This is a genomic window from Kitasatospora sp. NPDC101155 (assembly GCF_044768305.1).
Taxonomy (GTDB): Bacteria; Actinomycetota; Actinomycetes; order Streptomycetales; family Streptomycetaceae; genus Kitasatospora.
This window is the reverse complement of the sequence record NZ_JBIWPN010000036.1, coordinates 49,556-69,263: the sequence shown is the minus strand read 5'-3', so window position 1 is coordinate 69,263 and position 19,708 is coordinate 49,556. Positions and strand designations below refer to the sequence as shown.

Genomic DNA, 19,708 nt, shown 5'->3' with positions numbered 1-19,708 from the left:
TCCCCCGGCCCCGCAGAGCCCGTCCCCGGCCCGCAGGCCGCGTCCAGTGGTGCGGCACGCCCGCGCCCCGGCGGCCGTACGACCGGTCGCAAGGAGAACCATGACCGACACCGGTCGGCGGGTCCGGCCCCTGCGGATCCTCGACACCGGGCCGGCCCGCTACCCCACGCAGGCCCAGGCCGAATCCGCGGCCCGACGGCTCGCCCTGCGCCGCCCGGACCGCTGCCGGCTGCGCGAGGTCGGCCGCTCCCGGGCCGGGCGTCCGCTGCTGCTGCTCTCGGTCGACCGCGGCCCGCGCGCCGTCCTGGCGGTGGGCGGGCCGCACCCCAACGAGCCGGTCGGCACCGCCGCCGCGGTCCGTCTCGCCGAGGTCCTGCTGGAGCGCCCCGCCCGGCCCGGCCTGTCCTGGCACCTGCTGCTCTGCCTGGACCCGGACGGTGCCGCGCTGAACGCCGGCTGGCTGGACGGCCCGCTGACCATGGCCCGCCACTACGAGCACTTCTTCCGGCCCTCCTTCGAGGAGCAGCCCGAACTGCTGCCCGCGCCCGGCTCGGGCCGCCCGCCGATGCCGGAGAGCCTGGCGCTGACCGGGCTGATCGACGAGTTGCGCCCGTTCCTGCAGTGCTCGCTGCACGGGGTGGACTTCGGCGGCGCGTTCGTCCAGCTGACCAGCCCGGTGCCGGGCCTGTCCGAACGCTTCGCCCGCTCCGCAGAGCGGGCCGGCCTCCCGCTCGACGTGGACTCCTACGACGCCATCGGCTGGGCCAGCCCCGCCCCCGGCACCTACCTGATGCCGGGGCGCGGCAGCGAGGGCACCTCGCGGGCGCTGCCGGACGAGCCCGAGCTGTCCACCTGGTCCTACGCGGCCCGGTACGGCGCGGTCACCGCCGTCCTGGAGGTCCCGATGTGGGCGGTGGACGCGGTCGGCGACGCCCGCCCGCACCCGGCCGGGCCGCAGGCCGTCGGCGAGGCCGCCCGCGAGCTGACCACGCGCACCGCGGAGCTCAGCACGCTGCTCGCCCGGGTCCCGGCGCAGGCCCGGGAGGCGCACGGCGCGCTGGTGCGCACCGCCGAGTTCAACCTGGCGGTCGCCCCGCGGGTCGCCGACGAGTGGCTGGAGCTGTGGTGCCCACGCCCACTCAGCGCCTCCCGGGCGACCACCGCCGGGCTGGTCGCCGCCCGGCTGCCGCTGCGGGTCGCCTCGATCCTGCTGCGCCTGCTCGCGGACGCCCGCGGCCCGGACGCCGACGCCGCCCGGGAGCGCGCCCGCGCCGTGGTCGCCGACAGCCTGGACCGGCTGCGCCACCGCTTCGGCGCCCGCTGGGTCCCGGTGCAGGAGCAGCTGGCCCACCAGACCCGGGCGATGCTCACCGCCGCCGACTGCCTGCTCCACTCGATCTGACGTATCGTCAACTAGCTTCCACGGCAAGGAAAGGGCCGATCCGGGACGAACCCGGACCGGCCCCGACAGCAAGCGGGCTCAGGCCGCTATCGGCCGCTGGCTGCGCACCGCCTGGAGCAGCCCGACCCCGATCCAGACCGCGAACATCGAGGAGCCGCCGTAGGAGACGAAGGGCAGCGGGATGCCAGCGACCGGCATGATGCCCAGGCACATCCCGATGTTCTCGAAGGCCTGGAAGGAGAACCAGGCGATGACCCCGGCCGCCACGATCGTCCCGTACAGGTCGGTTGCCTGGCGGGCGATCCGGCAGGCGCGCCACAGGATCACGCCGACCAGTCCGATTATCGCGAGCGCGCCGACGAAGCCCAGTTCCTCACCGGCGACGGTGAACACGAAGTCGGTCTGCTGCTCCGGCACGAACTGCCCGACGGTCTGCGTCCCGTGGAACAGCCCCTTGCCGGTCAGTCCGCCCGAGCCGATCGCGATCCGGGCCTGCGCGGTGTTGTAGCCGACGCCGTTCGGGTCGAGCTGCGGGTTGGCGAAGGCGGCGAAGCGGTCGATCTGGTACTGGCTCAGCAGTCCTAGCTTCCAGATCGCGATGCTGCCGCCGACGCCGACCGCGAGGATGCCGAGCACCCAGCGGGTGGCCGCGCCGGAGCCGAGCAGGATGCCGAGCACGATCGCGGACATCACCATGGTCGACCCGGCGTCCGGCATCAGCAGCACCAGGCCCATCGGCAGGCCGGCCCAGATCAGGCCGCGGAACACCGCGCGGTGCGAGGGGAACTCCCGCTCCCCCGCGTCCACCTGGTCCGACAGCACGACCGCCATCGACAGCACGATCCCGAGTTTCGCGAACTCGGCGGGCTGGATCGAGAAGCCGCCGCCGAGCTGGATCCACGAGTGCGCGCCGTTGACGGTCGAGCCGATCGGGCTGAGCGTCGCCATCAGCAGCAGGATCACGGCGACGTAGACGAACGGCACCAGGGTGCGGACGCGCCGGGCTCCTATCGCTATCACCACGGCGCACAGCACCAGGCCGATCACGAAGTTGGTCAGGTGCCGGTAGAGGAAGTACTGCGGGTCCCCGTGGGTGAGGTTGTCGCGCCCACGGGTGGCCGACCAGACCAGCAACGAGCTGCCGAGCGAGAGGGCCAGCGCGGCCAGCAGCAGTATCCAGTCCAGCCGCCACAGCGGCGAGTCCTTGGCCAGGGCCTTGGAGACCCCGGTGCGCTGCGGGCTCAACCGCAGCTGCCGGTACGAGCCATAGGAGCTCATGCCCGTCCCCTTCCCGCGCGGTTCGGTTCGAGCGCGGCATCGGCCACGGTGTACGACACGGGGCTGTCGGACGGCGGCGCCGGATCGAGCCAGGCCGTCGCGGGAGCCGCGTCCGCCTGGGCGAACTGGGTGAACCGAACGGGCTGCGCGGCCTGGACGGGCTGCACGGCCTGGACGGACTGCGCCGGGCCGGCGGCCGGCAGCACCGGGGCCGGGGCGACCGCGCCCGGCGCCGGGTCGACCGTGTACGAGGCCGGCTTGATGATCGCGGTGCCGTCCGGGTTGAACTTCGGCAGCTCGCCCTGCGGCGTCGGCAGCAGCGCCTTGCTGTTGTCGATGTTGCCCTTGTCGTCCACGCCGTACAGCGCCTGGTAGATCCGGCGGATGGCATCACCGGAACCGCCGGAGCCGGTGCCGCCCTGGCTGATCGTCATGACGATCGCGTAGTCCTTGCTGTACGTGTCCAGCCACGACGTGGTCTGCTTGCCCTCGACCTCGGCGGTGCCGGTCTTGGCGTGCAGCGCGATCTTGTCCTGCGGCCAGCCGTTGAACTTCCAGGCGGCGGTACCGCTGGTGATGACGCCCGCGGTGGCCTGGTCGATGTAGCTGAGCAGCTTCTGGTCGCCGGGGAACTTGGCGTCCTCGTGCGGGGCGATCTCGCGGACGAGGTCCCCGCTCGGGCTTATCACCGCCTTGGCGATGGTCGGCCGGTAGAAGGTCCCGCCGTTGGCCAGCGCCGAGTAGATACGGGCCATCTGGACCGGGGTGACGAGCGTGTCGCCCTGGCCGATCGCGTAGTTGACGGCGTCACCGGCGCGCATCTGGTAGCCGTCGACGCAGTTCTCCCGGGCGATCTGGTCGGAGAAGCTGTTGCCGCCCTTCTGTGCCTGCGCGCACCAGGCGTCCTTGTTGTTGTCGTAGAAGGACTGCTTCCACTGCCGGTCCGGCACCCGGCCGGGGACCTCGGCCGGCAGGTCGACGCCGGTCTTGGCGCCGAGGCCGAACTGGTGGGCGGCCTTGAAGAACCAGTCACCCGGGTCCTTCTTCGGCTTGATGCCGCCGTCCTTCATCCACTGGTCGTACGCCAGGCCGTAGAAGACGGTGTCGCAGGAGACCTCCAGCGCCTTCTCCAGGGAGATGGAGCCGAAGTTCTCGCTCTCGAAGTTCTTGAACTCGCGGCCGCCGATGGTCATGGCCTTCGGGCACGAGTAGGTCCCGTCCAGCGAGTAGCCGGCCTCCACGGCGGCGGTGGTGGAGATGACCTTGAAGGTCGAGCCGGGGGCGGACTGACCCTGTATGGCCCGGTTCAGCAGCGGGAAGTTGGAGTCCTTGCTGGTCAGCGACTGGTAGTCCTTGCCGCTGATGCCGCCCACCCAGAGGTTCGGGTCGTAGGTCGGGGCGCTCGCCATCGCGATGATCCGCCCGGTGTGCACGTCCATCACGACGGCGGCGCCGGAGTCGGCCTCGTAGTTGCGGTTGGTGACCTTGTCGAAGGTGTTCCGGGCGTCGGCCATGGCCTGCGCCAGGTTGTCCTCGACCACCTTCTGCACCCGGGCGTCGATGCTGGTGACCAGGTTGTTGCCGGTCTGCGGGGCGACGGTGCCGGCGGTGCCGATCACCCGGCCGAGGTTGTCCACCGCCAGCTTGGTGATGCCGGCGGTGCCGCGCAGGTCGCGGTCGTACACCGACTCCAGGCCGGCCCGGCCGATCTGGTCGGCCGGCAGGTAACGGTCCAGGCCGCTCTTGTCGGCGGTCTTGCTGACCTCGTCGTCGGTGACCGGCGAGAGGTAGCCGAGCACCTGGGCCAGGTTGGCGCCCTCGGCGCCGGTGTAGCGGCGCACGGAGGTGGGCTGCGCGGTGATCCCGGGGAAGTCCTCGCGGCGCTCCATTATCTGCATCGCCTGCTGGGTGGTCGCCTCCTTGGTGACCGGGATCGGCTGGTACGGCGATCCGTTCCAGCAGGGCTGCGGGGTCTTGGCGTCGCAGAGCCGGACCTTCTCCTGCACGTCCTTGGCCGGCATGCCGAGCACCTCGGCGAGGCGGCCCAGCACCGCCTTGCCGCCGTCCTTCTGCTGCAGCAGCGAGGTACGGCTGACGGACACCACCAGCCGGGCCTCGTTGCCGGCCAGGATCCGTCCGGAGGCGTCCAGGATCTCGCCGCGGACGGCCGGCTCGACCACCTCGCGGATGTGGTTGCCGGTCGCCTTGGCGGTGTACTCCTTGGCGTTGCGGATCTGCAGGTACCACAGCCGCCCGCCGAGGGTGGCGAGCAGCGACAGCACCAGGATCTGCAGCACCACCAGACGGATCGTCACCCGCCGGGTTCGGCCGGTCTCGGGGATGTTGCTCACGTCTCGTGCGCTCCAGGATGCGGGAAAGTCGGGAGTTCGGGGGCCTGGGCGGGCCGGTTACGGGCGCCGGGCGAAGCCGGGCCCGCGCCGCTTCTTGTACTTCGGGCTGGTCGAGACCGCACGGGTGGTGCGGTAGCGGGCCAGCGCGCCGAGGCCCGGGCCGTCGTCGTCGCTGGCGGCGGCCACCGGGTCGCGGCCGAAGCGGCGGCCGAGCAGCATCACCAGCGGCACCACGAACGGGGCCAGCAGCAGGTCGTACAGCAGGGCGCTGATCACCAGGTTGCCGAGGCCGACGTGCCGGGCCGCGGTGTCGCCGACCAGGGCGCCGACGGTCGCGTACAGCAAGGTGGAGGCGATCGAGGCGGCGCCGACCACCAGCAGCGCGCTGGAGACCGAACGCTGGCGGCCGTGGTCGGGGCGCAGCAGCCCGGCGGCGTAGCCCATCAGACAGAGCACCAGGGCGTAGCGGCCGACGGCGTGGTCGGAGGGCGGCGCGAGGTCGGCGAGCAGGCCGGCCGCGAAGCCGACCAGGCAGCCGCCCCTCGGCCCGTAGACCATGGCCAGGCCGACCACGACGAGCAGCAGTATGTCCGGGGTGGCACCCGGGAGCTGGAGCCGGCCGAACACGCTGACCTGGAGGATCAGGCCGAGGAGGATCAGTACGGCGGAGACGGGGATGCGGGCGAGGCGCATGGCTCAGTTCCCCCCATTGGGCTTGGCCGGCGGGGTGGCGGGCGCGGTGGGCTGCGGCTGGGCGGGCACGGCCGGGGCCTGGCTCTGCCCGGGGGTGGGGGCCGGCGGCAGGACGGCGTCGCGCGGGTCGGTGCGCGGCGGCACGACCACCACGCCGACCAGGTCCAGCCGGGTGAACTGGACGAAGGGCTCGACCAGGATGGTCTTGGTCAGCTGGCCGGCGTTGGCCTGGACCTCGGTGACCTTGCCGACCGGGACGCCGGGCACGAACGGACGGCCGCTCTGCGAGCCGAAGGTGACCAGCCGGTCGCCGGCCTTGACCTGCGCCTTGCCGTTGAGCAGCGAGACCTTCATCGGGCTGTCGCCGCCGCCGGAGGCGAAGCCGATCTCGCCGCTGCCCTCCAGCCGGGTGCCGGCCGAGAAGCCGGGGTCGGAGGCGAGCAGCACGGTGGCGGTGGTCCGGGCGACGGTGGTGATCCGGCCGACCAGGCCCTGACCGTTGATCACCGTCATGTCGCGGGTGAGGCCGTCGTCGCTGCCGGCGTCGATGGTGATGGTCCAGGAGAAGCCCTGGGCCGGGCCGATCGCGATGACCTGGGCGGCCTTGACGGTGTATCCGCCGGCGCCGGCGGTGCGCAGCAGATCGTCCAGCTGCTTGGTGCGACCGCTCGCCATGTCGGAGGAGGCGAGCTTCTGCCGCAGTTCGGTGTTCTCGCGGGCGAGCTGGTCGGTGCGGCCGTTGTGGGTGGCGGCGTCGCGGAAGGCGCTGACGGTGTTGGCCACCGGGTCGACGACGGTGGCGGCGCCGCGCTCGACCGGGCCGAGGATGCTGGCGGCCGCGTGCCGGGCCGGGCCGAGCGGGGAGTCCGCACCGCCCTTGATGTCCACGGTGATGAGCGCGAAGGCGACGGCCACCAGCAGGATGAGCAGCAGCCGGCTCTCTCGTGTATCCCTCACGGTGCTGGTACTGCCCCTTCGTACCTGGCGGCCGCCCGGGGCTGTGGGGCCCGGGCGGCGGCCCGTTCAGTTGAGTGTCGGATGTCTCGTCGTGGTGCTAACGGCGCGGCTGGGCGTCCAGTACCTGCTGGAGCGCCTCGAACTCCTCGACGCACTTGCCGGAGCCGAGCGCGACGGAGTCGAGCGGGTTCTCGGCGATGTGGATCGGCATGCCGGTCTCGCGGCGCAGCCGCTCGTCCAGGCCGCGCAGCAGGGCGCCGCCGCCGGTGAGCACGATGCCGCGGTCCATGACGTCGCCGGCCAGCTCGGGCGGGCACTGGTCGAGGGTGGTCTTGACCGCGTCGATGATCGAGTTGACCGGCTCGTCGATGGCCTCGCGGACCTCGGCGGCGGAGATGACCACGGTCTTGGGCAGGCCGCTGACCAGGTCGCGGCCGCGGATCTCGGCGTGCTCGTCCTTCTCGCCCTCCAGGCCGAAGGCACTGCCGATGCTCATCTTGATCTGCTCGGCGCTGCGCTCGCCGAGGAGGAGCGAGTACTCCTTCTTGATGTGCTGGACGATCGCGTTGTCCAGCTCGTCGCCGGCCACCCGGATGGACTGGGCGGTGACGATGCCGCCGAGGGAGATCACGGCGACCTCGGTGGTGCCGCCGCCGATGTCGACGACCATGTTGCCGGTGGCCTCGTGGACGGGCAGGCCGGCACCGATCGCGGCGGCCATCGGCTCCTCGATGATGTGCACCTGGCGCGCGCCGGCCTGCGAGGAGGCCTCGATGACGGCGCGGCGCTCGACGCCGGTGATGCCGGAGGGCACGCAGACCACGACGCGCGGGCGGGCGAGGTAGCGACGGCGGTGGATCTTGAGGATGAAGTAGCGCAGCATCCGCTCGGTGATCTCGAAGTCGGCGATCACGCCGTCCTTGAGCGGGCGGATGGCGACGATGTTGCCGGGCGTGCGGCCGATCATCTTCTTGGCCTCGACGCCGACCGCGAGGATGCCACCGGTGTTGGTGTTGACCGCGACGACGGACGGCTCGTTGAGGACGATCCCCTTGCCCCTGACGTACACCAGCGTGTTGGCAGTTCCGAGGTCGATCGCCAAGTCGCGGCCGATGAACGACAGGTTGCTCGCCATGGGGTGTGGGTGCCTTCCCGGGCTCGGAGTTCATGGGGTGTGGACGGATGCAGCGCCCACGCTTGGGCGGAGACCAGCTGAGCTGCCTTACCGGGCCCTTGAGTCGCGTCCATCGTAGTCACGCCGCGCGGAACGGACATCGACGTGGGGGCACACCGTCCATTGTCCGGAGCGTGATCGCTTCTCCGAGCATTGGGACGCCGTGTCGGCGTCCCCAGTTCCCTATTTCACGATAAGAATGCCCCGGCCGGGCCAATGGTCCCGACCGGGGCAGTCCCAAGGTCCTGCGGGCCCTGACACGGTGCCCGCCCGGGCGGATCGTCCGGCCTTCCCGGGCGTTTCGCCCGGCTCGGATCAGGCGTGCGCCGGGAAGAAGATCTTGATCTCGCGCTCGGCGGACTCCGGGGAGTCGGAGGCGTGGATCAGGTTCTCGCGGGTGATGGTCGCGTAGTCGCCGCGGATGGTGCCGGCCCCGGCCTCCAGCGGGTTGGTGGCGCCGGCCAGCATGCGGATGCCCTTCACGACCTCCTCGCCCTCGACGATCATCGCGATCGACGGGCCGGAGGTCATGAACTCCAGCAGCGGCTCGTAGAACGGGCGGCCGACGTGCTCCTCGTAGTGCTGCTCCAGCGTCGCCCGGTCGAAGGTGCGCAGCTCCATGGCAGCGAGCTGCCAGCCGGCCTTGCGCTCGATGCGGCTGATGATCTCGCCGGCCAGGCCGCGGCGGACGGCGTCGGGCTTGAGCAGGACGAGAGTGCGCTGGGACACGGTGCGTCTCCTGGGGATTTGGTACGGCATGCGGTATGGGGCAGAGGTTACCTTGCGTGAACGACCTGCCGGTTCCGCTGGTCCGTGCGATCCCCGCGGGCGCGGGGCCTACCCCACCCTGATCGGCGAGGCGCTGCTGATCATCGGACCATCCCGGCGAACGCCGGGCCCACAGCTGTCAGTCAGGCTGCCGCTGCCTCGGCGGCCGCGCGGGCGGCCTTGAAGTCGTCCACCTTGCGGCCGTAGTGCACCGAGCACCACCACAGGCCGGTGAAGACCACGCCGAGGCCGAACATGGTCGGCAGGATGAAGCCGCTGGCGATCAGGCCGACCTGCAGCACCCAACCGATCTGCACCGCGCCCGGGCGGTTGATCATGCCGCAGAGCGCGAGGCACAGGGCCATCACAATCCCCGTAACGATCCAGACCGTGGCGGTGGAAACGCTGGAGAGCCGCATCGCGACCAGCCCGGCGAACATCGCCAACAGCGCCTCGCCGATCAGCGTCGAGGAGCAGAGCGTCCTCATGTCACTTCCTCCCGAGCAGCAGGCGGGCCTCGCCCACCGTGATGACCGAACCGGTGACCAGCACCCCGGCGCCGCCGAGGTCGCCCTCCTCCTCGGCCAGGGTGACGGCGGCGGCGATGGCGTCGTCGAGCCCGGGCTCGACCTGGACGCGGTCCTCGCCGAAGACCTCGACGGCCAGGGCCGCGAGCGCGTCCACGTCCATCGCGCGGTGGGTGGAGTTCTGGGTGATGACGACCTCGGCCAGGATCGGCTCGAAGGCCTCCAGCACGCCGGCCACGTCCTTGTCCCCGGAGGTGCCGATCACGCCGACCAGGCGGGTGAAGCCGAAGGACTCGGAGATCGCGGCGACGGTGGCCTGGGCGCCGTGCGGGTTGTGCGCGGCGTCGAGGATGATCGTGGGGCTGCGGCGGACGATCTCCAGGCGGCCCGGCGAGGAGACTCCGGAGAAGGCCTGGCGGATCTTGTCCACGTCCAGCTGCCCGCCGCGGGTGCCGCCGACGCCGAAGAAGGCCTCGACCGCGGCCAGCGCCAGCGCCGCGTTGTGCGCCTGGTACTCGCCGTGCAGCGGGATGAAGACGTCCTCGTACTCCTCGCCGCCGAGCCCGCGCAGCGTCACCAGCTGGCCGCCGACGGCGAGTTCACGGCGGATCACACCGAACTCCATGCCCTCGCGGGCGACCGTGGCGTCCACCTCGACGGCCCGGCGCAGGATGATCTGGGCGGCGTCCAGCTGCTGCTGGGCGACCACGGCGACGGCGCCGGACTTGATGATCCCGGACTTCTCGACCGCGATCTCGCCGGTGGTCTCGCCGAGCTTGTCGGTGTGGTCCAGCCCGATCGGGGTGATCACGGCGACGGCGGCGTCGATGACGTTGGTGGCGTCCCAGGAGCCGCCCATGCCGACCTCGACCACCGCGACGTCCACCGGGGCGTCGGCGAAGGCGGCGTAGGCCATGCCGGTCAGCACCTCGAAGAAGGACATCGGCACCGGCTGCGCCGCGTCGACCATCTGCACGTAGGGCTCGATGTCGCGGTAGACCTCGACGAACCGCTCGGGGCTGATCGGGGCGCCGTCCAGGCTGATCCGCTCGGTGACGGTCTCCACGTGCGGGCTGGTGTAGCGGCCGGTGCGCAGCTCGAAGGTGTTGAGCAGCTGCTCGATCATCCGGGCGGTGGAGGTCTTGCCGTTGGTCCCGGTGATGTGGATGGAGGGGAAGGATCGCTGGGGCTGGCCCAGGATGTCCATCAGCGCCTCGATCCGGTCGAGCGAGGGCTCCAGCTTGTTCTCCGGCCAGCGCTTGGACAGCTCCAGCTCGACGTCGCGCAGGGCGTCGCCGGTGCCGCCGTCGGCGGGGCGGAGGGTGTACGGGTTCGGGTCGGCCTTGTCGCTCACGACCACAGTCTACGGAGCGATGGCGGTCCGTCCCCACAGGGTGAGAGCGGGGGTGGCGGCGGGGGCGGCGGCCGGGGTGAGAACGGCCACTTTGCCCGGCTTTGCCCTGCACTCCCAGTTCACCCCCTTTACTATTGCTTTAGCAAGTTTGAACAGCAATGAAGCATCGATTCGCAACCCACAGGAGCTGACAGCCTTTGATCATGAGGAGTGCCGCGCCATGCCCGACGCCCTGCACGGCTGGATCGTGCTCCGCCAGGAGGAGATCGTCTGGGTCGCCGGACTGATCTCCCTGGCACTCGTCTGCTACATGGCCTTCGTCTTCGGACGCTTCCTCGTGTACTGGGCCGGCTCCCGCCACGCCTTCGAGCACAACAAGCCCGCCGAGCCCGGCGACCCGTCCGCCTTCCAGTGGCACCTGGTCATCCCGTGCCGCGACGAGGAGGCCGTGGTCACCCAGACCCTGGAGGGCCTGCGGGCCGGCGCGCCCGACGCCCACCTGTGGGTGATCGACGACGACAGCGAGGACGCCACCCGCGATCTCGTGCTCGCCGCCGCGGCCCGCGACCCGCGCATCCACCTCGTCCAGCGCCGCCGCCCGCACGCCCGGATCGGCAAGGGCGCCGCCCTCAACGCCGCCTACCGCGAGATCTCCGCCTGGCTGCCCGAGTCCACCGACCGCTCCCGGGTGGTGATCGGCGTGGTCGACGCCGACGGCCGGCTCGACCCGGGCACCCTCGGCCAGGTCTGCAACCCCAAGGCGATCGGCCGCCCCGACACCGGCGCCGTCCAGATCGGCGTGCGGATGCGCAACGCCGACGACGAGCGCCCGCTGCCCGGCCGCGGCCGCACCGCCAACGCCTTCGCCCGCGCCCTGGTCCGGATGCAGGACGTCGAGTTCCAGGCCAACAACGCCGGCATGCAGCTGCTGCGCCGCCGCACCGGCAGCGTCGGCCTCGGCGGCAACGGCCAGTTCGTCCGGCTGGCCGCCCTCGACTCGCTCACCGCCGAGGAGGGCCGGGTCGGCCGCCCCTGGCCCGAGCGCGCCCTGCTGGAGGACTACGAGTCCGGCCTCGACCTGCGCCTGGCCGGCTGGCGGCTCACCCACGTCACCGAGGCCCAGGTCTCCCAGGAGGCCCTGGTCTCGCTGCGCCGCTTCCTCACCCAGCGCACCCGCTGGGCCCAGGGCAACATGCAGTGCCTGCGCTACACCGGCCGGGTGCTGCGCTCCCCGCACTACACCCGGTCCGGCAAGGCCGAGGTGATGTACACCTTCCTGCAGCCCGTGGTCTGCGTGCTGCTGGTGCTGCTCTTCCCGCTCTCGCTCGGGATCACCGCCGCCGGGCTGGTGCTCTTCCCCGCCGAGACCGCCGAGTTCCAGCTCCGGTTCGGCCCGTGGATGCTGCTCGCCTTCGCGCTCGCCACCCTGCCGATGGTGTTCTGGGGCCTCGCCTACCGCAAGCACGTCCACACCGACCGCAGCCGGCTCACCGGGCTGCTCTGGGGCGTCCTGGTCTGGCTCTACGCCTACCACCTCTTCGTCGTCGCCCTGCGTGCCGCCGTACGGCTGCTGCTCGGCCGCAACGGCTGGGCCAAGACCCGGCGCAACGCCGAGAAGGTCGCCGTCGGCGCCCCCACGGCGCTCGAATCCTGACGCCCCCGCCCCCGCGCCTCCTCCCCCACGCCTTCCGCCCCCGCCGGTCACCGGAGTCCTCCCCATGCGCATGTGCCTGTCCCCGTCCAGCGTCGCCGTCGTCCTCGGCACCCGTCCCGAGCTGGTCAAGCTCGCCCCGCTGATCCACGAACTCGGCGACGCCACCCGGCTGGTGCACACCGGCCAGCACTGGGACGAGGCGATGTCCGGCCGCTTCCTGCGCGACCTCGACCTGCCCCGGCCCGAGCTGCTCACCGGCGTCGGCGGCCGCCCCCGGGCCGGCCAGATCGCCCAGTCCCTCGGCCAGCTGGACGCCGCCTTCGCCGAGGACCGCCCCGCCGCCGTGGTCGTCCAGGGCGACACCAACGCCACCCTCGCCGGGGCGCTGGCCGCCAACGCCCGGGAGATCCCGCTGGTGCACGTGGAGGCCGGGCTGCGCAGCTACGACCGGGCGATGCCCGAGGAGCACAACCGGGTGATGGTCGACCACGTCTCCGACCTGCTCTGCGCCGCCACCGAGGACAACGTCGCCAACCTGCGCGCCGAGTCGCTCGACCCGGACCGGATCGAGCTCACCGGCAACACCGTGGTCGAGGTGGTCCGCCGCCGGCTGCCGGACGAGGCCGCCCGCGCCGCGCTGCTCGCCGCCCACGGGCTGCGCCCGGACGCGTACGTGCTGGCCACCGTGCACCGCCCGGAGAACACCGACACCGCCGAGGCGCTCGGCGCCGTGCTCGCCGAGCTGGACCGGATCGCCCGGGCCGGCACCCCGGTGCTGTTCCCGATGCACCCGCGGACCCGGGCCGCCGTCGAACGCTTCGGGCTGGACGGCCTGCTGGAGCACCTCGCCGTCACCGGACCGGTCGGCTACGGCGACTTCCTGGGCCTGGCGAGCCGCGCCGCGCTGCTGGTCTCCGACTCCGGCGGCGTGCAGGAGGAGTGCACCGTGCTCGGCCGTCCGCTGCTGGTGGTGCGCCGCTCCACCGAACGCCCGGAGGCGATGGCGGCCGGCTTCGCCGCGCTGGTGCAGCCCGGCGAGGAACTGGGCGAGCTGGCCTGCGCCTGGCTGTCCGACACCCCCGAGCGGCTGGCCCGGCTGGCCGCCACCCCGAGCCCGTACGGTGACGGCCTCGCCTCGGCCCGGATCGCCGCGCTGACCGCCGAGCTGGCCACCGGGTCGGCCGGGCGCAGCGAGGCCCTGGCACTGCCACTGGCCGCGTAGGGCCTCTTGGCGACCGGACCGGCCCGCTCCACCTTGCGAGTCAAGTCTCCTTTGCCGAAAGCGACTTGAGCCGGTCGACCAACTGGGCCGCCAGCGCGGGAAATCCGGCTGCCGACGCCGTCGGCGCGCCCTTCGGCTCGGGACGCAGGGCCCGGGCCCGTCGGGGGATCAGACCCCGGCCCGAGCCTCCGGGACGTGCGGGGCGCCGCCGTGGCGACGGCGCAACTCGGCGGTGATCTCGGCCAGTTCGCCCTCGGGCAGCAGCGGCAGCATCATCGCGACGCCCTGCAGCAGGCCGCCGAGCAGGAAAGTGGTGTCCGCCGTCGCGGCGACCAGTCCGCGGACCTCGGCCACCTCGCCGGCGGCGACCGCCTCGATCAGCTGGGCGGCGGTCGCGGTCTCCTCGTCCACCTGGACGGCAGCGGTGTCCTCCGGGGCCCGCCGGGCCATCGACCGAAGCACCCGGTCGCCGACCTCGGGGGCGTACGCCTTGCGGACGGCTTCGGCGGCGATCCAGGTGAGCAGCGTGGTCACCTCCCGCTCGACGTTCTCCTCGAACAGCAGGTCCAGTTCGTGGTCGAACGCGAGCTGGTTCCCGTGCCGGAAGGCGAGCAGCAGCGTCGCCGCCCTGGCCTTGGCCTCCTCGACCGCCGCGGCAGGCAGCTCCTCGGCCAACTCCTCGGTCACCACCACGCCATGCCCTCCCGTCCGTCGTTCACCAGGAACGCTCAGCAGAAACGCCCTTCGGAAACTCCGTGCACACCGTACACATCCGACCTGCAAACTTCCGCGAACGCGCGCGGGCAAGACCGGAATCAATTCGCTCGGAATAGGACCTCACCCGGTCCAGGATGAATATTCGCCGGAAGGGAGCAATGTCTCTGCTCTATTAGGCGTAGCGAAAACCGTGTCCGGAGAAGCGCTCCCGGAAAACGCCCGAGGGGCCGCACCCCGCGTGTCGCGGAGTGCGGCCCCTCGAAGGGCGATCAGGCTCAGCCCTGCGGCAGCGCCGCGAGCTGGGCGGTGATCCGGGCGATGTCGGCCTCGGCGGCCTCCTGGCGGCCCCGGATCTTGGCGACCACCTCGTCCGGCGCCTTGGCCAGGAAGGCCTCGTTGCCGAGCTTGGCGGCGGTCTGGGCCTTCTCCTTCTCGGCGGCCGCGAGATCCTTGGCGAGGCGCTTGCGCTCGGCCGCGACGTCGATGGTGCCGGAGAGGTCCAGCGAGACGGTGGCACCGGCCACCGGCAGCGAGGCGGTGGCCGCGAAGCCCTCCTCGGGCGCGGTCAGCCGCAGCAGCGAGCGGATCGCGTCCTCGTGGGCGGCCAGCGCGGTGCCGCCCAGTTCCAGCTGCGCCGGGACCCGCTGGCCCGGCTTGAGGCCCTGGTCCGTGCGGAACCGGCGGACCTCGGTGACCACCTGCTGCAGCGTGGCGATCTCGGCCTCGGCCGCGGCGTCGCGGAAGCCGCTGTCGGTCGGCCAGTCGGCGATGACGACGGACTCCGCACCGGTGAGCGTGGTCCACAGCGTCTCGGTGACGAAGGGCACGATCGGGTGCAGCAGCCGCAGCGTGACGTCCAGGACCTCGCCGAGCACCCGGCGCGCGGCGTCGGCCTGCGGGCCGCCCTTGGCCAGGGTGGTCTTGGAGAGCTCGACGTACCAGTCGAAGACCTCGTCCCAGGCGAAGTGGTAGAGCGCCTCGGAGAGCTTGGAGAACTGGTAGTCCTCGTACAGCCCGTCCACCTCGGCGACGGTGCTGTTGAGGCGCGACAGGATCCAGCGGTCGCTCGCGGTCAGCTCCTCCGGCGCGGGCAGCGGGCCCTCGACGGTGGCGCCGTTCATCAGCGCGAAGCGGGTGGCGTTCCAGATCTTGTTGGCGAAGTTGCGGGCCGCCTGGACCCAGTCCTCGCCGATCGGCACGTCGACGCCGGGGTTGGCACCGCGCGCGAGCGTGAAGCGCAGCGCGTCGGAGCCGTACTTGTCCATCCAGTCCAGCGGGTTGACCACGTTGCCGAAGGACTTCGACATCTTCTTGCCGTTCTGGTCACGGACCATGCCGTGCAGCGCGATGGTGTGGAACGGCGGGGTGCCGTCCATCGCGTAGAGACCGAACATCATCATCCGGGCGACCCAGAAGAACAGGATGTCGTAGCCGGTGACCAGGACGGAGTTCGGGTAGAACTTCGCGAGGCTCTCGGTCTGCTCCGGCCAGCCGAGCGTGGAGAACGGCCACAGGCCGGAGGAGAACCAGGTGTCCAGGACATCGATGTCCTGGTGCCAGCCCTCGCCGGTGGGCGGCTGCTCGTCGGGGCCGACGCAGACGACCTCGCCGTTCGGGCCGTACCAGACCGGGATGCGGTGACCCCACCACAGCTGGCGCGAGATGCACCAGTCGTGCAGGTTGTCGACCCAGTCGAAGTACCGCTTCTCCATCTCCTGCGGGTGGATCTTGACCTTGCCGTCGCGGACCGCGTCACCGGCGGCCTGGGCGAGCGGGCCGACCTTGACCCACCACTGCATGGACAGCCGCGGCTCGATGGTGGTCTTGCAGCGCGAGCAGTGGCCCACCGAGTGGACGTACGGGCGCTTCTCGGCGACGATCCGGCCCTCGGCGCGCAGCGCGGCGACGATCGCCGAGCGGGCCTCCAGGCGGTCCAGGCCGAGGAAGGGGCCGTGCGCGGTGATGACGGCGTGCTCGTCCATCACGGCGATGTTCGGCAGGTTGTGCCGCTGGCCGATCTCGAAGTCGTTCGGGTCGTGCGCGGGCGTCACCTTGACGGCGCCGGTGCCGAACTCCGGGTCGACGTGGGCGTCGGCGACGATCGGGATGCGGCGGCCGGTCAGCGGCAGCTCGATCTCGGTACCGATCAGGTGCTTGTAGCGCTCGTCCTCCGGGTGGACGGCGACCGCGGTGTCGCCCAGCATCGTCTCGGCGCGGGTGGTGGCGACGACGATGGAGTCCTCGCCCTCGCCGTAGCGGATCGAGACCAGCTCGCCGTCGTCGTCCTGGTACTCCACCTCGATGTCCGAGATGGCGGTCAGGCAGCGCGGGCACCAGTTGATGATGCGCTCGGCACGGTAGATCAGCTCGTCGTCGAAGAGCTTCTTGAAGATGGTCTGGACAGCCTGGGACAGGCCCTCGTCCATGGTGAACCGCTCACGGGACCAGTCCACGCCGTCGCCGAGGCGGCGCATCTGGCCGGAGATCTGGCCGCCGGACTCCGCCTTCCACTTCCAGACGCGCTCGACGAAGGCCTCGCGGCCCAGGTCGTGGCGGGACTTACCCTCCTTGGCGAGCTCGCGCTCGACCACGTTCTGGGTGGCGATGCCGGCGTGGTCCATGCCGGGCTGCCACAGCGCCTCGTAGCCCTGCATCCGCTTGCGGCGGACCAGCGCGTCGATCAGCGTGTGCTCGAAGGCGTGGCCCAGGTGCAGGCTGCCGGTGACGTTCGGCGGGGGGATGACGATGGTGAACGGGGGCTTGTCGCTCTTCGCGTCCGCGGTGAAGTAACCACGCTCTACCCAGCGCTCGTACAGCTCGCCCTCTACGTCCGCGGGGGTGTAGGTCGTCGGGAGGGTTGCCGCATCGTCCCCGGTGGTGCTCACGGGGCGCTGGTTCGTCGTGTCGGTCACGACGCACAGTTTACGTAACCACGGGCGCTGGTTACGAACCGCTTTCGGTCCGTGGACTCGCCCCGCCCGAACGCTCCCGTAACGGGCACCGTGCGGTAGCGTGCCCGGGCACTTGTCCGGGTGTCCGGGCGTGCACGGAACTACCCAACACCACGATCGGCCGCGGGTGCGGCGGGGGAGCACGAGGACAGATGTACGGCCAGGGACAGCAGTATCCGCAGGGTCAGCCTTACGGCGGTCAGCCTTATGGCGGCCCGCCGCCCCAGCAGCCCTACGGCGCCCCGCAGCCCCAGTACGGATACCCGCCGCAGCAGCAGCCCTACGGCGCCCCGCAGCAGCCGTACGGCGTGCCGCCGCAGGCGCCCTACGGGCAGCCGGGCTACCCGACGCAGCCGCAGAAGGGCAGGGGCGGTCTGGTGATCGGCCTGGTGATCGGCGCCCTGGTGCTGGGCGGCGGCGGTTTCGCGGCCTGGAAGTTCCTCGGCGGCAGCGACGCGGGCGGCCAGTACAAGCTCACCGCCCCGCAGACGCTGCTGGACGGCTACGTCCAGAAGTCGGCGAAGGAGCAGCCCGCCGACATGAGCAACCCCCAGGCGGCGAAGTTCGGCAAGGATCTGACCGGGCTGGGCGCCAGCTACAGCAAGGGCGCCGACATCAAGAACATGGACTCGCTGTCGATCATCGGCATCTACGGGGACCTCAACGACCCGGACCAGATCATCGCCGACTCGAAGAAGGACAGCGGCGGGCTGACCTGGACCACGCCGATGACCGACTACCCCGCGCAGGACAGCCACGCCTCCGCGGGCAAGCTCAGCTGCGGCGTGGCCAGCGTCATCGCGGGCAAGCCCGGGCCGACGATCTGCGTGTGGGCGGACAAGTCCACCTTCGGCCGGGTCACCTTCACCCACCTCAGCCTGGGCAGCACCGGCGGTGACACCAACCAGGGCATCACCCCGGACCAGGCCGCGGAGAAGACCCGGGCGATCCGCGACGCCATGAAGGTCGCCAAGTAACACGCGCGCGTCATGCGAAGGGGCCCCGCACCGGATCCGGTGCGGGGCCCCTTCGCATGACTGTCGTCGGGTCAGGCGCTCTTCTCGCGGCGCTCGCGCTTGATCATGTCGCGCGGGACGAGGGTGGGGATGGCGTGCTTGGAGACCACGTCCCCGGTGACCACCACACGGGCGACGTCCTGGCGCGAGGGGACCTCGTACATCACGGACATCAGCACCTCCTCCATGATGGCCCGCAGACCGCGCGCGCCGGTGCCGCGCAGGATCGCCTGGTCGGCGATCGCCTCCAGCGCGTCCCGGGAGAACTCCAGCTCCACGCCGTCCAGTTCGAAGAGCTTGCGGTACTGCTTGACCAGCGCGTTCTTCGGCTCGGTGAGGATCTGCAGCAGCGCCTCGCGGTCGAGGTTGTGCACGCTGGTGATCACCGGCAGACGGCCGATGAACTCGGGGATCATGCCGAACTTCACCAGGTCCTCGGGCATCACCTGGCGGAAGTGGTCGCTGGCGTCCGACTCACGCTTGGAGCGGATGTTGGCACCGAAGCCGATACCCTTGGCACCCGCGCGGCCCTCGATGATCCGCTCCAGGCCGGCGAACGCGCCGCCGACGATGAACAGCACGTTGGTGGTGTCGATCTGGATGAACTCCTGGTGCGGGTGCTTGCGCCCGCCCTGCGGCGGCACCGAGGCGGTGGTGCCCTCCAGGATCTTCAGCAGCGCCTGCTGCACGCCCTCGCCGGAGACGTCGCGGGTGATCGACGGGTTCTCGCTCTTGCGGGCGACCTTGTCGATCTCGTCGATGTAGATGATCCCGGTCTCGGCCTTCTTGACGTCGTAGTCGGCCGCCTGGATCAGCTTGAGCAGGATGTTCTCGACGTCCTCGCCGACGTAGCCGGCTTCGGTCAGCGCGGTGGCGTCCGCGATCGCGAAGGGCACGTTCAGCATCCGGGCCAGGGTCTGCGCCAGCAGGGTCTTGCCGGAGCCGGTGGGGCCCAGCAGCAGGATGTTCGACTTGGCCAGCTCGATGGCGTCCTCGCGGCCGTTGCCGCCACTACGCCCGGCCTCACCGGCCTGGACCCGCTTGTAGTGGTTGTAGACGGCCACCGACAGCGCCTTCTTGGCGAGGTCCTGCCCGACCACGTACTGGTCCAGGAACTCGTAGATCTCGCGCGGCTTCGGCAGTTCCTCGAAGCGGACCTCGGAGGTCTCGGCGAGTTCCTCCTCGATGATCTCGTTGCACAGGTCGATGCACTCGTCGCAGATGTAGACGCCTGGGCCGGCGATCAGCTTCTTCACCTGCTTCTGCGACTTGCCGCAGAACGAGCACTTGAGCAGGTCGCCACCGTCTCCGATGCGTGCCACGAGGTGCTTCCCCTTCGCCAGGGGCCCCGCAGGGGTTCCGGGGCCTGGTGCTGTGGACCGTCCGCGCCGACGGCGCTCGGTCTCGCTATCCGACGGTACTCTGCCGGGCCGGTGATTCCGTCCTCTTCGCCGGGTCTGCCCTACGCCCTGGGCGAATTGATACCGAACAGATGCCGTGCCAGAGCCCGCCGACGGGTCGGGGGGGGGGGGGCGCCCCGGGGGGGGGGGCCCCCCCCCCGGGGGGGGGGGCGGGGGGGGGGGGGGGGCGCGGGGGGGGGGGGGGGGGGGGCCCCACCCCCCCCCCCGCGGCGCGCCCGGCGGG

At 71.5% G+C, this 19,708-nt stretch carries 15 protein-coding genes; 4 read left to right on the top strand and 11 right to left on the bottom strand.

The window, feature by feature from the left end; all coding sequences use genetic code 11:
• The first annotated feature begins 100 nt into the window (after positions 1 to 100).
• Positions 101 to 1,402 carry a M14 family zinc carboxypeptidase gene (locus tag ACIRYZ_RS35025; RefSeq protein WP_402952171.1) on the top strand — a complete coding sequence of 434 codons (1,302 nt, stop codon included), beginning with the start codon at positions 101 to 103 and terminating at the stop codon, positions 1,400 to 1,402.
• A 78-nt stretch (positions 1,403 to 1,480) separates the two neighbouring features.
• On the opposite strand, the gene rodA is transcribed toward ACIRYZ_RS35025, so the two are convergent.
• From rodA to ACIRYZ_RS34985, 8 genes are all read right to left on the bottom strand, one after another.
• Entirely contained in the window at positions 1,481 to 2,680 is a 1,200-nt protein-coding gene (gene rodA, locus ACIRYZ_RS35020; protein WP_402952169.1) for a rod shape-determining protein RodA, read from the bottom strand.
• The gene (gene mrdA / locus ACIRYZ_RS35015) at positions 2,677 to 5,031 is read right to left on the bottom strand and encodes a penicillin-binding protein 2 (RefSeq protein WP_402952167.1); all 2,355 of its coding nucleotides are present in this window, start codon (positions 5,029 to 5,031) and stop codon (positions 2,677 to 2,679) included. The genes rodA and mrdA overlap by 4 nt, the downstream gene beginning before the upstream one ends.
• A 57-nt stretch (positions 5,032 to 5,088) precedes the next feature.
• Positions 5,089 to 5,724, bottom strand: a complete 636-nt coding sequence (gene mreD / locus ACIRYZ_RS35010; RefSeq protein WP_402952166.1) for a rod shape-determining protein MreD — start codon at positions 5,722 to 5,724, stop codon at positions 5,089 to 5,091.
• A gap of 3 nt (positions 5,725 to 5,727) precedes the next feature.
• Positions 5,728 to 6,681, bottom strand: a complete 954-nt coding sequence (gene mreC / locus ACIRYZ_RS35005; protein WP_402952164.1) for a rod shape-determining protein MreC — start codon at positions 6,679 to 6,681, stop codon at positions 5,728 to 5,730.
• 97 nt (positions 6,682 to 6,778) lie between these two features.
• Entirely contained in the window at positions 6,779 to 7,804 is a 1,026-nt protein-coding gene (locus ACIRYZ_RS35000) for a rod shape-determining protein (RefSeq protein ID WP_355669593.1), read from the bottom strand.
• Between the two features lie 366 nt (positions 7,805 to 8,170).
• A complete protein-coding gene (ndk, locus tag ACIRYZ_RS34995) occupies positions 8,171 to 8,584 on the bottom strand; it encodes a nucleoside-diphosphate kinase (protein WP_380613723.1) in 414 nt (137 codons plus the stop codon).
• Between the two features lie 182 nt (positions 8,585 to 8,766).
• Positions 8,767 to 9,111 (bottom strand): DUF4233 domain-containing protein, encoded by a 345-nt coding sequence (locus ACIRYZ_RS34990; RefSeq protein ID WP_402952162.1) that lies wholly within the window; start codon positions 9,109 to 9,111, stop codon positions 8,767 to 8,769.
• Between the two features lies 1 nt (position 9,112).
• Positions 9,113 to 10,504 carry a bifunctional folylpolyglutamate synthase/dihydrofolate synthase gene (locus ACIRYZ_RS34985; RefSeq protein WP_402952160.1) on the bottom strand — a complete coding sequence of 464 codons (1,392 nt, stop codon included), beginning with the start codon at positions 10,502 to 10,504 and terminating at the stop codon, positions 9,113 to 9,115.
• A gap of 220 nt (positions 10,505 to 10,724) precedes the next feature.
• On the opposite strand from ACIRYZ_RS34985, the gene ACIRYZ_RS34980 reads away from it, so the two are divergent.
• Positions 10,725 to 12,158 carry a glycosyltransferase family 2 protein gene (locus ACIRYZ_RS34980; RefSeq protein ID WP_402952158.1) on the top strand — a complete coding sequence of 478 codons (1,434 nt, stop codon included), beginning with the start codon at positions 10,725 to 10,727 and terminating at the stop codon, positions 12,156 to 12,158.
• Between the two features lie 64 nt (positions 12,159 to 12,222).
• Positions 12,223 to 13,380 carry a non-hydrolyzing UDP-N-acetylglucosamine 2-epimerase gene (wecB, locus tag ACIRYZ_RS34975; RefSeq protein WP_402952156.1) on the top strand — a complete coding sequence of 386 codons (1,158 nt, stop codon included), beginning with the start codon at positions 12,223 to 12,225 and terminating at the stop codon, positions 13,378 to 13,380.
• 168 nt (positions 13,381 to 13,548) lie between these two features.
• Here the strand turns inward: wecB and ACIRYZ_RS34970 are convergent, their stop codons facing one another.
• Positions 13,549 to 14,073 (bottom strand): hypothetical protein, encoded by a 525-nt coding sequence (locus tag ACIRYZ_RS34970; protein ID WP_402952154.1) that lies wholly within the window; start codon positions 14,071 to 14,073, stop codon positions 13,549 to 13,551.
• Between the two features lie 299 nt (positions 14,074 to 14,372).
• The gene (locus ACIRYZ_RS34965; protein WP_402952182.1) at positions 14,373 to 16,982 is read right to left on the bottom strand and encodes a valine--tRNA ligase; all 2,610 of its coding nucleotides are present in this window, start codon (positions 16,980 to 16,982) and stop codon (positions 14,373 to 14,375) included.
• Between the two features lie 218 nt (positions 16,983 to 17,200).
• Between ACIRYZ_RS34965 and ACIRYZ_RS34960 the strand changes: the two genes are divergently transcribed.
• Positions 17,201 to 18,025: a hypothetical protein gene (locus tag ACIRYZ_RS34960; protein WP_402952152.1), complete on the top strand. Its 825-nt coding sequence runs from the start codon at positions 17,201 to 17,203 to the stop codon at positions 18,023 to 18,025.
• 71 nt (positions 18,026 to 18,096) lie between these two features.
• Here ACIRYZ_RS34960 and clpX read toward each other — a convergent pair whose 3' ends face one another.
• Positions 18,097 to 19,386 (bottom strand): ATP-dependent Clp protease ATP-binding subunit ClpX, encoded by a 1,290-nt coding sequence (gene clpX, locus ACIRYZ_RS34955; RefSeq protein WP_063347569.1) that lies wholly within the window; start codon positions 19,384 to 19,386, stop codon positions 18,097 to 18,099.
• Between the last annotated feature and the right edge of the window lie 322 nt (positions 19,387 to 19,708).